The following is a 14,261-nucleotide window of genomic DNA, read 5'->3' as shown; positions in this document are numbered from 1 at the left end:
AATATTCTATTACAGATCGAACTTGATCCCCTGCGCCAAAGGCAACTCGGTGGTATAGTTAATGGTATTCGTCTGTCTTCGCATATAGATTTTCCACGCATCACTTCCGCTTTCACGTCCGCCACCGGTATCCTTTTCTCCTCCAAATGCGCCTCCTATTTCGGCACCTGAGGTCCCAATATTTACATTGGCTATCCCACAGTCGCTTCCGGCTACCGACAAGAAATGCTCGGCTTCTCGCAGGTTATTGGTCATGATGGCCGAAGACAATCCTTGATTAACTCCGTTTTGAAGCTCCAAAGCATTTTCTACCGTACCGCTGTATTTCAATAAATATAAAACCGGAGCAAATGTCTCGTGTTGTACAATTTCGAAACTGTTTTTAGCTTCTGCAATGGCCGGTTTTACATAGCAGCCACTTTCGTAGCCTTCACCACTTAATACACCGCCTTCAACAATAAGTTTACCTCCTTCAGCGACCACTCTTTCCAATGCCGACTCATACATCTTTACCGCATCTTTGTCGATCAGTGGGCCTACGTGGTTATTTTCGTCAAGAGGATTACCAATTCGCAATTGCCCATAGGCCGCTACGATAGCATCTTTTACCTTGTCATACATACTCTCGTGAATAATTAATCTTCGAGTAGAAGTACAACGTTGTCCGGCCGTACCAACCGCTCCAAACACGGCACCGATTACGGTCATTTTAATGTCGGCATCCGGGGTGACGATAATCGCATTGTTCCCGCCCAATTCCAACAAAGATTTTCCTAGGCGTTCTCCTACAGTCCTTCCAACAATTTTCCCCATACGTGTAGATCCGGTCGCAGAGATCAATGGCACTCTTTTATCGGTTGTCATGAATTCACCTACGCGATAGTCTCCATTGATAAGACATGAAATCCCCTCAGGCATATTGTTCTTTGCAAATACGCTGGCGGCGATTTTCTGACAGGCAACGCCACAGAGCGGTGCTTTTTCTGAAGGCTTCCAAACACATACGTCACCACATATCCAAGCTAAGGCTGTATTCCACGCCCAAACAGCTACCGGGAAATTAAAGGCCGAAATAATTCCAACGACCCCCAATGGGTGGTATTGTTCATACATACGGTGTCCCGGACGTTCGGAGTGCATGGTTAATCCGTGCAATTGTCTTGAGAGTCCGACAGCAAAATCACAGATATCGATCATTTCTTGGACTTCGCCCAAGCCTTCCTGATAACTTTTTCCCATTTCATAAGAGACTAATTTCCCAAGAGGTTCCTTTAGTTTTCGTAACTCTTCTCCAAATTGACGAACAATCTCACCACGTTGTGGCGCAGGGATTAAACGCCAACTTTTAAAAGCCGAAGTGGCCTTGTCCATCACTTTTTCGTAATCTTCCTTTGATGTGGTGGTCACTTTTCCGATTAATTTTCCATCTACGGGAGAAAACGAGGCCAATGCCTCACCTTCCGAAAACCAATCGTTTCCGGTGGAAGTTCCTTTGTTTACTTCTTTAATTCCTAGTTGTTCGAGGGCTTCTTCAATTCCAAAGGATATTGCTACAGTTGACATAATTATAGAGTGTTTTTATTCGCGAATTTATGAGCTGCGAAGGTACACAATACCGCGAAGATTTTGAAATGAATCCTATAGAGTTTCTATATGGCGGGAATTGAAGTTTGAATAGTGACTTATTCGGCCGTAAAACGAGGGTCGGTTTCCATAACGGTGCCGCATTTATCACAGCTGCGGTGCGTCTCACTACCGTAGAATATTTTAAAATGTTTTAAAAAATCTCTTTCAATGTCTTCTAGCTGAAAATACACCTCGTACAGTTTATTGTTGCAATTATCACAAAACCACATCAGACCGTCTTTGGCACCCGTTGCAAATCTCTTTAATTCAACCACCAGTCCTATAGAGTCTTCCATACGAACCGGGGAATGTGGAATTTTGGCAGGGTGGAGATACATATCGCCCGGACCTAGTTTCATGGTTCTTTTTTTACCATCTTCCTGAATATGTACTTCTATATTCCCTTCAAGTTGGTAGAACAACTCTTCGGTTTCGTTATAGTGATAATCCTTTCGGGCATTCGGCCCGGCGACAATCATTACAATATAATCTCCGGCATCAGTATAGAGATTTTTGTTTCCTACGGGAGGTTTTAACAATTCCCGATTTTCTGAAACCCACTTCGTTAAATTGAAAGGTCCTTGAATAGCCATAGCCGTATCTTTATTATTTTCATAAAAATACGGCAAAAGCTTTAAAAGAAAAAAAGTAGAGGAGTTTTACTTTCTATAGAATAGTTGTGTAAAATAATATTTTCCGTCGGAAGACTGCATGACTCCAAATCCGGAGTGCGTATAGTTTCCTTCGATAATCTTTTTATGTCCGGCACTATTTAACCAGGCCGTCACTACTGCTTCGGGAGTTGTATAGCCATACGCCACGTTTTCGGCAACTACCTGAGCACCTCGTTGTTTAAGTGCTTCAGAGCGTATACCAAAATTATCATGGCTAATTTTTTTCAAGTCGATCATATATTGGGTATGATCTACTGCGTACGCAGAGGCATATTGTTGATCCCTGGCAATTGCCGAAAGACCTTGAGTAGCTCTGTGTTCATTGATCAGGTTTAAAATGGCATCTGCCATAACCCAGTCGGTTTCTTGAGCAAGATTAAGATCAATAGAATAGTTTGCTTCTTCGACAGCTACCCCTTCGTCTTTTTGACATGAGGTAACAAGGCACATTAGTACCATAGCCAGTAGGCCTGTTTTAAGTAGGTTCATAATACGGGGGGCATCAAATTTGGGGCATGATGCTGGTTCAAATATAAAAAAATATCTTACACAAAATGCCTTTCATCGATTTTTTAAAGCCTTTCATCGATTTATTTGATTGTATTCATATATATTTCCTACAAGAAAAAAAGAGACGACCCAAGGAAAACACTGGATTTATGGTTATCTTGGTCCATAAAATGGTCTATATGAAACAATTAAAAATTTTAACACTTTTAATCGGTGTTTTTGTGCTTTTCAGCTGTATTTCTAAAGATAATTCGTCGGATTCTTCTTACAAAACAACAGATACTGTTAAAAATTCTTCCGAAAAATTCGGGCTTGTTATTCATGGCGGGGCCGGTACCATTCTAAAAGAAAACATGAGCGATTCTTTGGAAGCTGCATACAAATTGAAGTTGGAAGAAGCCATTCGGGTAGGTCACGAAATCCTCAAAAATGGTGGCACTGCCATGGAGGCTGTCACCAAGACCATTAATGTGATGGAAGATTCGCCTTTATTCAATGCAGGCAAAGGCGCGGTATTTACGCACGAAGAGACCAATGAATTGGATGCTTCGGTGATGGACGGGGCTACCTTGGATGCAGGAGCGGTCGCAGGTGTTACACATATTAAAAATCCCATCGACCTCGCTTTAGCTGTCATGAACGATTCTCCACATGTGATGCTAAGCGGAAAAGGGGCAGAAGTTTTTGCGGTATCCAGAGGTTTTGAATTAGTAGACCCTTCTTATTTTTATACCGAAAACCGATTTCAGTCTTTACAACGCATTAAGGAGAAAGAAAAGACCGAACTAGATCACGATGGAAAAACTGCCTTTATAGATCCTTTTATAAAAGATTCGAAATTTGGAACGGTGGGTTGTGCCGCCTTGGATAAAAATGGAAATCTAGCTGCCGGAACCTCAACCGGAGGGATGACTAACAAGCGCTGGAACCGAATTGGGGATGCGCCAATTATTGGAGCAGGAACCTATGCCAACAATGCAACCTGCGCCGTCTCGTCTACCGGCTGGGGCGAATATTTCATTCGGGCTATGGTGGCGCACGATATTTCGGCACTTATGGAGTACAAAGGGCTTTCCTTAGAAGAAGCGGCTCGTGAAGTGATTCAGAAAAAAGTACCCGCCTTGGGAGGCGATGGCGGCATTGTCTCTATTGATAAAGACGGAAATGTCGCAATGGAATTCAATACGGCAGGAATGTATCGAGCGCACATGAATGCTGAAGGAACATTGACTATAGGTATTTATAAGGAGTAAGTGTATGAACTCGCCGTATTACGCAGTAATTTTTACATCGACCCAAACTTCTCACACCGAAGGCTATGCTGAAATGGCGGAAGCCATGGAAAATCTAGCCAAAATCCAACCCGGTTATCTCGGTTTGGAACATGCCCGAAGCGAATTGGGAATTACCATAAGCTATTGGGAAAGCTTGGAGGCCATTTCGAACTGGAAGAAAAATCTAGATCATTTGGAAGCGCAGCGTTTGGGAAGGTCCAAATGGTACGAATGGTATAAGATTAGAATCTGTAAAGTGGAACGAGAATATGAATTTCAACGATCATAGCCGAAAGCGACGCAACCTTTTCTATTCTTTCTAATCTATTTCATATAAAACACGAGACTGCCCTTGGCCAGTATTACAGGAACCTATCTAAACTATCGCTACAGGAGAAAAAATACATCTATACTTTAACAAACATATTTACATAGATGAATTTTAACAAGCACCTCTCCATTGTCTTTTTAAGTGCCATTTTTATTACCTTTTTATTTTACCGTCAGTCGTTAGGGCTCAATCTGGTCTTGTTCGAAGTTTGTTTTATTGCCGGTTTACTGCTTTCAAAAGCACTTCCAAAAACCGGAACGGGGCTCTTTTGTCTTTCTGCCTTACTTATTAGTTTGTTTGCTACGCTCATCACACACTCCCTCTTTGCGTATATCGTCCATTTTGTGGTCCTGTTTATATTTGTGGGTGTTCTAAATTACCCGAAAGTCACCTCCCTTGTCAATGCAGTGGGACTGGCATTTTCTTCTACTGTCGAAACACAAGCTATGTTTATTAAAAGGGTGTTTCGAGCAAAAATAAAAGGTAAAAACCTAGGTGGTTTTCTGTGGAAGTCGAGAATTTTTATCATTCCGTTGGGCATCATTTTTATATTCCTAATTATTTATAGTGCCTCAAATCCAATCTTTAGTGATCTTATTTCTGAAATTATTCAGACTGTAAACAAAGGATTCCTTTTTCTATTTAAAGATCTTGAAATCGCACTTTTTTTAACCTTTTTCCTCGCTTTACTAATAAGCAATTTTCTTGTGTTTAGAACGCCAAATTCAGATATCGTCACCTACGACCAAAATGCGAAAGAGCAGTTGCGCAGAACAAAAGTTAGAAGAAAACGCTTTTTTAAACTTCCCGCGCTGCGCAATGAATTCAAAGCCGGTATCTTTCTTTTTATCATTTTGAACATACTACTCCTTGTCCTAAACATTACCGACATCTACTGGGTGTGGTTCAACTTCGAATGGGAAGGGCAAAGTCTCAAACAATTTGTTCACGAAGGCACCTACTTATTAATTTTTTCCATCCTAATTTCGATGGCGGTCGTGCTGTATTTCTTCAGAAAAAATCTCAATTTCTATCCTAAGAATAGGTGGTTGAAATATCTGGCCTACGCCTGGATTGTACAGAATGCAATTCTGGCATTTTCGGTTGTAGTTCGCAATTTGTGGTATATCAACTATTTTTCTTTGGCCTATAAGCGAATTGGCGTTTTCATTTTTATAGTATTGACCCTTTTTGGTTTACTTTCGGTATTTATAAAAATTCGGCATAAGAAATCTGCTTTCTATCTTTTTAAAACAAATGCCATAGCGCTGGTAGCTGTTTTGGTCATTTCTTCAGCGATCAATTGGGACTCCCTGATCGCGAAGTATAATTTCAGTCATTCAAACACGGCATTTCTACATTTGGAATGGTTGGCGACTTTGTCTGATAAAGCCTTACCACATCTCTCAAAAACTAAAGCGGAACTCGCAGGTATTGAAACTATTCAAAGGCAGAAATTCGAGGATCCGAGATTGACCGAAAATTATCCCGAATACTTCAACATCATCGAGAAGAGGAAAGCGGCCTTCAAAGAAAGGTGGGAGTCTAAGTCTATTTTGTCATGGAATTTAGCCGAATATTTGGCCTATAAAAAGTTGTTTATCCCCTAAACACAATTACAAGTAGGAAATTAAGCCAAATACTGAACCACTGTTAAACTCTTCACAAATGCCAAAATGCATATACGAAGCAGCAACAATCCCTCGTTTTATAAGCCACCACCTTCCCTAAAATTTGCTTAATTTTTAAAGACGAGTGTCATTTGTCCTTTAGCAACTGACATCGAAAACACCGTTGTAATCATAATTGAGAACAGCATCGAAATTACGCATCGCTTTTTGTAACTTTAATTCGCTTTAAACCATCATTTATGAAAAATCTTCATCGATTACTCGCGTTCGCTTTCTTCCTAATTCTAACTTCTTGTGGCGATAAAAACGACCCTTCAGAAACCGACAATCTATTCAAATTCAAAGACTATATTAGTTATAATACCTACGGAAATCAATCCATCGCAGCACCTATCCGTATTGAACTAGCCAAAAACCTAGAACAATTCGACATCGCTCAAGAACTGCCTTCAGATTACCTTAAAATATCTCCTAAAACCAAAGGAAAGCTACTCATTGAAAATGGTAGCACCCTAATTTTTCAACCTGAAGAATATCTAAAGCCCGACACCGAATATACCGTGACGGTTAAACTGAATAAGCTATATGAAGATGTAGAAAAAGAGTTTAAACACTACACCTTCAGTTTTAAAACCATTACTCCAAACTTTAAGATAGACCTTGGCAACCTACAATCCTATTCCAAAAAATGGCAATACGTAGAAGGAGCTATAGAGGCTTCAGACCTCATCAGTTTAAAAAAAGCGAAGCAATTGGTTTCGGTAAAACAAGGCAAGAAAAAACTCGAACTAAGGTGGTCTTCCGAAGAGGGACATGCAAAATTCTTTAATTTCAAAATTGATAGCATTCAGCGAGATATAGAAGATTCGGAGATTGAAATCAGTTGGGATGGCAAAGCCATCGATAGTAAAACAAAGGGATCAAATACCTTCGCTATTCCGGGTCAAAACAATTTTACAGTGGTCGATGTAAAAAGCACTCTCGCTCCACAAGCTTCCCTTTCTATAAATTTTTCCGACCCTTTGCGGGACAGTCAGAACTTTTCGGGATTAGTCGCAATTGAAAATACCACCGATCTGCGCTTCGAAGTAGACGGAAACGTATTGCATGTTTATCCGCCAAATCGCGTGATAGGAAATGTTCGGGTAACTATTTTTAACGGGATTAAAAACACGGATGGCTTCTCCTTAAAGAAGGAGTTTTCCGAATTGATCTCCTTCGAACAGCTAAAACCGGCCGTACGTCTTATTTCCAGCGGAAGCATCTTGCCCAATGCCGCTTCTACCCCACTTTACTTCGAAACCGTAAATCTATCCTCGGTGGATGTTCGGGTTATAAAGATCTTCGAGAACAATATGCTACAGTATTTACAGTCGGCCGATCTCAATGACGCCAATTACTACGACCTCCGGAAAGTGGGGAGGCGAGTGGCTAAAAAGACCATTAACCTACAAGGAAACAGTATTGGCGACAATGGTCTATGGAAGGCCTACGCTTTAAATCTTTCTGAATTTTTTAATGCCGATCCCGGTGCGCTTTACCGCGTAGAAATTAGTTTTAAGAAGGAATACAGCAACTATGACTGTACTGCTTCGGAAAGTACTTCGGAAACGGATAATGAGGATGACTACTACGAAGACGATTATTATTACGAAGAAGAGTATGCCGTTGCCGACACCGGCGATGAGGACGAACGCGAAGAGCGATACTGGGATAACGAATTATACCGCTGGCGCAACTATACCTACAATTGGCAACAACGCGACAATCCCTGTCATGATGCCTATTACAACGAAGACCGAGTGACCAGCACCAACATTTTAGGCAGCGATCTGGGCCTGATCGTGAAAAAAGGAAACAATCGTAGCTATCATTTTGCTGCCAATAATCTTCTGACCACAGATCCTGAAGCAGGTGTAAAAATTAATCTCTATAATTATCAACAGCAACTCCTAGGCAGCGTTACGACAGAATTGGATGGTCTCGCCCTCTTCGACAGTGATAAAACGGCGGCTTATGCCGTTGCTCAGAAAGGCAATAACTATGCCTATGCAAAATTGGAAGACGGAAATGCCCTATCGCTGAGTAATTTCGACGTTTCGGGACAACAGTTACAGAAGGGGTTGAAAGGATTTTTATATACCGAAAGAGGGGTGCATCGTCCCGGAGATAGCATTCACCTAACCTTTGCTTTAAACGATGTTGCAAATCCCTTGCCGAAAAATCACCCTGTAAAATTGGAAGTCACCGATGCCCGTGGAAAACTGGTACAACGAAATGTGGCTACATCGGGAGTGAATGGCTTTTATTATTTTCCAATAATGACGGAGCCTACGGCGCCTACCGGAAACTGGAATGCCACCATTACAGTAGGAGGTGTTTCCTTCAATAAGACATTAAAAGTAGCTACTATAAAACCTAACCGACTCAAAATAAAACTGGATTTTGACGACGAAATTCTGGATGCCAGTAAGCCCATTAAAGGAACTGCAACCGGATTATGGCTTCACGGAGCGCCGGCCCGGAATTTAAAAATCGAGATGACAACCACGCTTCGAGCCACAAGCACGGCCTTTGATGCATTTAAAAATTACAATTTCAATGATCCTATCCGTAGTTTCGATGCGGTAGAGTTACCTATGTTAGACACCAAGCTTTCTTCGGAAGGAACAACCACTTTTTCTGAAAAATTGGAAATAAGTAACAATGCTCCCGGCATGTTGAAAGCCACTTTTCTCACCAAAATATTTGAAGGTGGGGGTGATTTCTCCATAGATGTCTTCTCCAAGAATGTAGCTCCTTTTAGTCATTTTGTTGGTCTTCGGTCTCCCGAAGCGCACCGCTATGGTTCTTATTTCACCGATGAGAATACAGTATTCGATGTCGCATCGGTTGATGCACAAGGGAAAGCGAGTGGCAATAGAGAACTGGAGGTAAAAGTATTTCGAATTGAATGGCGCTGGTGGTGGAATAGAAGTCAGGACAATCTTTCCCGCTATGAAAGTGCATCGGTCCACCGACCGGTACAGGAGTTTAAGGTAACCACCAACGGAAACGGAAAGGCAAATTTCACATTAAATATTCCCGAAAAGGAAGGCGGGCGGTATTTGATTCGGGTAATCGATACACAATCTGGTCATGCCACAGGACGAATTACCTATTTCTACAAAAATTGGTGGAAAGCGCCAATGGATGGCGATGCAGAAAGTGCTAAGATGCTTGTGTTTTCAGCAAACAAAGAAAAATACAATGTGGGTGATGCAGCCACAGTTACCTTTCCTTCCGGAAGTAAGGGGCGTGCCTTGCTAAGTATTGAAAATGGCACTGAAGTATTGTCAACTCAATGGATCGAAACCAAAAAAGGGGAAACGAAGGCGACCATTAAAATGACCAAAGAAATGGCGCCCAATGTATATGTAAATATTTCATTATTGCAACCTCACGAACAGACCAAGAACGATCTCCCTATTCGCTTATACGGTGTCATACCATTACTAGTAGAAGATCCTTCCACCGTTTTACATCCCGAGCTGGAGATGCCCAAGGTGCTGAAACCCAAAGAAAAATTTACGATACAAGTTTCTGAAAAAGATGACAAGCCCATGACCTATACCATTGCTATGGTAGATGAAGGCCTGTTAGATCTTACCCGTTTTGAAACCCCTAAAATCCATGAAGCGTTTTATACCCGTCAAGCACTTGGGGTAAAAACTTTCGATATCTACGATTATGTCATTGGCGCTTACTCAGGAAGCGTAAATAACATTTATGCGATTGGTGGAGGTGATGAGGCTGCGGGCGCCAAGAACCGTAAGGCCGATCGTTTTAAACCCGTGGTGAAATATTTGGGACCCTTCGAGTTGAAAGCGGGAAAAAAAGCAACACATGAAATTACTATGCCCAATTATATCGGGTCGGTACGCACCATGGTCATCGCCGGAACCAATCCGAAGAGTGCCTACGGAAAAACCGAAGTTACTACTCCGGTTCGGAAGCCTTTAATGGTATTGGCCTCACTTCCGCGGAAGCTATCTCCCGGTGAAAAAGTGACGCTTCCGGTCACCGTATTTGCCATGGAAAAGAAGGTAAAGAATGTCACGATTACTGTAAAAACAGGAGATGCTCTAAAACCCCTAGACGGAAGCTCAAAAAGCATTTCGTTTACAGAACTTGGGGAACAAATTGTGAACTTCGAATTTGAAGTATTGCCTACCGAAAAAATACAAACCATAGAAGTTTTAGCTTCAGGAAATAGTGAAAAAGCAAGCTATAAAGTTGAAATCGATGTAGAGAACCCAAATCCTATTTCACAAAAAACACTTCAGCTTACACTTTCAGAAAATGGCACAGAAACTATCAACTTCGAGACCTTTGGTGTTGCGGGTAGTAACGATGCCTTACTTGAATTTTCAACCCTGCCTCCCATGGATTTCGGCAAACGTATGGAGTATCTTATTCGGTATCCCCATGGCTGTGTTGAGCAAACTACTTCGGCGGCATTTCCGCAGTTGTTCCTCGCCGATGTATTTGACATAACCTTTGATAAGAAAAAGGAAATCCAAGGAAATATTGAGGCAGCCATCCGCAAATTAGGCACCTACCAAAACGCGAGCGGCGGAATGAGCTATTGGCCAGGAGAAGGCGAATCTGATGCCTGGAGTACCAATTATGTGGGTCATTTTATGCTAGAAGCCAAACAGAAGGGATATGCCTTACCGCTCACTTTTATGAGCAATTGGTTGCGCTATCAGCAAAACAGTGCTCGACAATGGCGCAATAGTGATACGCGCTATAATTCTAGTTTACTACAGGCCTATCGCTTGTATACGCTAGCACTGGCGGGTCAGGCCGAATTAGCCGCCATGAACCGCTTACGTGAGTCGAAGCACCTGAGCAACGATGCCAAATGGCGTTTGGCAGCAGCCTATGCATTGGCTGGCAAGAAGAAAGTAGCAACTCAAATTGCACAAAGTGCCAACATCGATTTTAAACCGCAGCGTTACGATTATTACACCTATGGTTCTCCATTCAGAAACAAGGCAATGGCTTTAGAAACCATGGTGGCCTTGGGTGATCCAAAGCAACGCGACTTAGCCGTTTCACTGGCTAAATCACTATCTTCTCAAAACTGGTACAGCACACAAGAAACCGCTTATGGTTTATTGGCAATGGCCAAAATGATTGAAAAAAATGGCGGAAAGGCCATGAGTATAACCTTCACGCAAAACGATAAGGTGACGGTCATAAATACCGATCGTGCAGTGGCTCAGCGATCAATTGGTCATATAATGGGTAGCAACTCGGTCACAGTTTCTAACAAAAAAGCCAATGTCGTATATATGACCCTGATCCAAAAAGGGAAGTTACCGCTAGGCGATGAACTCACCGAACAACGGAACTTAAGTGTAAAAATGCAGTATTTGGATGGGGATGGAAACGCTTTGGATATAAGTAAATTACGTCAAGGAACCGAAATTACAGCCAAAGTTTTGGTGACGAACTCATCAAATGATTATGCCGGCAACGTAGCCCTAGCCCAGATCTTTCCGAGTGGTTGGGAAATTGTGAATACCAGTTTTACCGAATTAGGTGGTGGTGCTTCAAGCAAAGCCCGTTATACCGATATTCGGGACGACCGAGTGAATTTCTATTTTGATCTGCCTGCAAAGGGATCCAAAACATTTACAGTCAAATTGAACGCGTCGTATTTAGGCACGTATTACCTACCCGGAGCACAGACCGAAGCCATGTACGACAATACCTACTACGCCCGAAACAAGGGGCAATGGGTCACGGTGCAACAATAGGTGTTTTATGAACTTAAAGCGACAACATATCATCAACTATCTTTGGCGGCACAAAATAAAATTTGGTGCCCTGTTCCTGCTTTTTGTGGGATGGTTGTTCTGTCTTCCGGCACCTTTATTCAAGGTGCCTACAGCTACCGTTGTGGAAAGCAAAGAAGGCGTTATGTTAGGGGCTCGTATCGCAGAGGACGGACAGTGGCGGTTTCCTAAAATGGATTCGGTGCCCTACCGATTTGAACAGTCAATATTACTTTTTGAAGACGAGTATTTTTACCAACACCCCGGCTTTAATCCTGTTTCCATGGCAAAGGCCTTGTGGCAAAATCTTACTACCGATTCTCGTCGTGGAGGAAGTACGTTGACGCAGCAAGTCATTAGGCTGTCCCGTGAAAATAAAGAACGTTCTTATGTCGAAAAACTCATCGAACTCTTTCAGGCGACCCGTTTAGAAGCGGGCTATTCAAAAAAGGACATCTTGACGTTTTATGCCTCTTATGCGCCCTTCGGGGGCAATGTAGTAGGCCTGGAAACTGCTTCATGGCGTTACTTCGGAATTCCATCCACCGAACTGAGTTGGGGGCAATCGGCTGCCTTGGCAGTATTGCCAAACGCCCCCGCTCTGATCTTTCCGGGGAAAAATGAGGCGATCTTACTGAAAAAGCGAAACGCACTGCTTTTAAAATTGTTTCAGAAAGGTAGTATCGATCAAATGACCTATGAACTAGCGCTGGAGGAGGCATTGCCCGGAAAGCCTTTCCCGCTTCCGGACGTTGCTTCACATCTAACCGAAAAGATTCGCAGCGAAAATCGCGGGGAACGCATTCAAACAACAATTGCGTATGGCCTTCAGCAAAAAATAAACAGAATTACGAAAGAACATCATTTTACCCTCGCTCAGAATCAAATTCACAATCTGGCGGTATTAATCCTCGATGTAAATACCAGAGAAGTACTTGCCTATGTTGGCAATGCACCTACTTCAAATGAGAACAATAATTATGTAGACGTTATTGACAAATCGCGAAGCACGGGAAGTCTGTTAAAACCATTTTTATACGCTTCCATGTTGGATAGTGGCGAGTTGTTGCCCGATATGCTGGTGGCCGACATTCCAACCACCGTGAATGGCTACACGCCCGAAAACTTCGATAAAAAATTTAACGGGGCCGTTCCCGCTAGTGTGGCCTTGTCGCGTTCTTTAAATGTTCCGGCAGTGAGGATGCTTCGGGAATATGGCCTGGAACGGTTTCATAAACGTGTAAAGCAATTGCATTTCAACGGCATCGATTATCCGGCCAATCACTATGGTCTGGCCTTAATTTTAGGAGGTGCCGAAAGTTCCTTATGGGATATCACCAACGCCTACGCCGGAATGGCAGCAACCTTAAATTATTTTAATGCATCCTCCAGTGCATACCGATCTAATGAATTTGTTGCTCCTATTTACATTAAAGGAAAAGAAATCGACTTCGGAAAAACACAAAACAACGCACCTATCTTTAATGCAGGAGCTATTTATCATACCCTTAATGCCCTTCAGGAGGTAAACCGCCCCGAAGGAGAAGTGAATTGGAGCTTTTTTAGCAGTGCACAGCCCATCGCTTGGAAGACAGGAACCAGTTTCGGCTTTAAAGATGCCTGGGCCGTTGGGGTCACCTCCAAATACGCCATTGGAGTCTGGGTAGGAAATGCCGATGGTGAAGGTCGCCCCGGACTTACAGGAATCCAGGCGGCGGCACCTGTTTTGTTTGATGTCTTGGAAATACTTCCAAAAAGTGAGTGGTTTGCGATACCATACGATGAATTGACCGAAGCGGAGCTATGCAAAAAAAGCGGTCACTTAGCCGGTGTCTTTTGTGAAGAAACATCCATGGAATGGATTCCGAAAGATGGCGCAAAAAGCACTGCTTGCAACTATCATCAACGGGTATTTTTAAATAGCACTGAATCCTTACAGGTAAATACAAGTTGTTATCCCTTGGCAAATATGGTGCAAAAAAGCTGGTTCGCCCTGCCTCCTGTTTTGGAATATTACTACGCGCCCTTGCACCCCGAATACAAACCTCTTCCGGCCTTTGCACAAGACTGCCTAAAAGAAGGAGAGCAAAAAATGGATTTTATTTTTCCGAAAAGAAACGAGGCTATCTTACTGCCAAAGGGATTTGATGAAAATATAAACGAAGTTATTTTTAAATTGGCGCATCGAGCTCCCGAAACAACCGTTTTCTGGTATCTGGATGATCGCTATTTAGGTACCACCGAAACCTTTCACGAACTTGCCATTGCCCCGAAGCCGGGGAATTATATCTTAACTGTAACCGACAGCGACGGAAATGAACTCAAACAACGGGTTGAAATTGCGAAAGCTTCGTTATAAATATTTCGCTTCCTGCTAATTTCCTATTTTA

Annotated in this window: 8 protein-coding genes; 5 read left to right on the top strand and 3 right to left on the bottom strand. The window is 42.5% G+C overall.

Annotated features, from left to right (window positions below; genetic code table 11):
- Positions 1 to 9: 9 nt before the first annotated feature.
- The 3 genes from K8F54_RS02985 to K8F54_RS02975 all read right to left on the bottom strand — a co-directional run bounded on the left by K8F54_RS02985 (position 10) and on the right by K8F54_RS02975 (position 2,789).
- Positions 10 to 1,563 (bottom strand): aldehyde dehydrogenase family protein, encoded by a 1,554-nt coding sequence (locus K8F54_RS02985; RefSeq protein ID WP_290786763.1) that lies wholly within the window; start codon positions 1,561 to 1,563, stop codon positions 10 to 12.
- A 119-nt stretch (positions 1,564 to 1,682) separates the two neighbouring features.
- The gene (locus tag K8F54_RS02980; protein WP_290786761.1) at positions 1,683 to 2,219 is read right to left on the bottom strand and encodes a 3-hydroxyanthranilate 3,4-dioxygenase; all 537 of its coding nucleotides are present in this window, start codon (positions 2,217 to 2,219) and stop codon (positions 1,683 to 1,685) included.
- Between the two features lie 66 nt (positions 2,220 to 2,285).
- A complete protein-coding gene (locus tag K8F54_RS02975; protein WP_290786759.1) occupies positions 2,286 to 2,789 on the bottom strand; it encodes a CAP domain-containing protein in 504 nt (167 codons plus the stop codon).
- Positions 2,790 to 2,989: 200 nt separating this feature from the next.
- Here K8F54_RS02975 and K8F54_RS02970 point away from each other — a divergent pair, with 200 nt between their 5' ends.
- The 5 genes from K8F54_RS02970 to pbpC all read left to right on the top strand — a co-directional run bounded on the left by K8F54_RS02970 (position 2,990) and on the right by pbpC (position 14,230).
- Positions 2,990 to 4,063 (top strand): isoaspartyl peptidase/L-asparaginase, encoded by a 1,074-nt coding sequence (locus tag K8F54_RS02970; RefSeq protein WP_290786757.1) that lies wholly within the window; start codon positions 2,990 to 2,992, stop codon positions 4,061 to 4,063.
- Positions 4,064 to 4,067: 4 nt separating this feature from the next.
- On the top strand, positions 4,068 to 4,373 hold the full coding sequence (locus tag K8F54_RS02965; RefSeq protein ID WP_290786755.1) for an antibiotic biosynthesis monooxygenase: 306 nt from the start codon (positions 4,068 to 4,070) through the stop codon (positions 4,371 to 4,373).
- 146 nt (positions 4,374 to 4,519) lie between these two features.
- Entirely contained in the window at positions 4,520 to 6,025 is a 1,506-nt protein-coding gene (locus tag K8F54_RS02960) for a DUF4173 domain-containing protein (RefSeq protein WP_290786753.1), read from the top strand.
- A 260-nt stretch (positions 6,026 to 6,285) separates the two neighbouring features.
- Positions 6,286 to 11,853 carry an MG2 domain-containing protein gene (locus tag K8F54_RS02955; RefSeq protein ID WP_290786751.1) on the top strand — a complete coding sequence of 1,856 codons (5,568 nt, stop codon included), beginning with the start codon at positions 6,286 to 6,288 and terminating at the stop codon, positions 11,851 to 11,853.
- A gap of 7 nt (positions 11,854 to 11,860) precedes the next feature.
- Positions 11,861 to 14,230, top strand: coding sequence for a penicillin-binding protein 1C (pbpC, locus tag K8F54_RS02950; protein WP_290786749.1), 2,370 nt, complete (start codon positions 11,861 to 11,863; stop codon positions 14,228 to 14,230).
- Positions 14,231 to 14,261: the final 31 nt, after the last annotated feature.

The sequence above is a fragment of the Altibacter sp. genome, from assembly GCF_019913785.1.
GTDB lineage: Bacteria > Bacteroidota > Bacteroidia > Flavobacteriales > Flavobacteriaceae > Altibacter.
This window is presented reverse-complemented; position numbering and strand designations above follow the sequence as displayed.

Excerpts from the sequence above, each read along its gene's own strand:
- K8F54_RS02960 (WP_290786753.1), top strand. The coding sequence starts at position 4,520 with ATGAATTTTAACAAGCACCTCTCCATTGTCTTTTTAAGTGCCATTTTT.
- pbpC (WP_290786749.1), top strand. The coding sequence starts at position 11,861 with ATGAACTTAAAGCGACAACATATCATCAACTATCTTTGGCGGCACAAA.
- K8F54_RS02980 (WP_290786761.1), bottom strand. The coding sequence starts at position 2,219 with ATGGCTATTCAAGGACCTTTCAATTTAACGAAGTGGGTTTCAGAAAAT.
- K8F54_RS02970 (WP_290786757.1), top strand. The coding sequence starts at position 2,990 with ATGAAACAATTAAAAATTTTAACACTTTTAATCGGTGTTTTTGTGCTT.
- K8F54_RS02985 (WP_290786763.1), bottom strand. The coding sequence starts at position 1,563 with ATGTCAACTGTAGCAATATCCTTTGGAATTGAAGAAGCCCTCGAACAA.
- K8F54_RS02975 (WP_290786759.1), bottom strand. The coding sequence starts at position 2,789 with ATGAACCTACTTAAAACAGGCCTACTGGCTATGGTACTAATGTGCCTT.
- K8F54_RS02955 (WP_290786751.1), top strand. The coding sequence starts at position 6,286 with ATGAAAAATCTTCATCGATTACTCGCGTTCGCTTTCTTCCTAATTCTA.
- K8F54_RS02965 (WP_290786755.1), top strand. The coding sequence starts at position 4,068 with ATGAACTCGCCGTATTACGCAGTAATTTTTACATCGACCCAAACTTCT.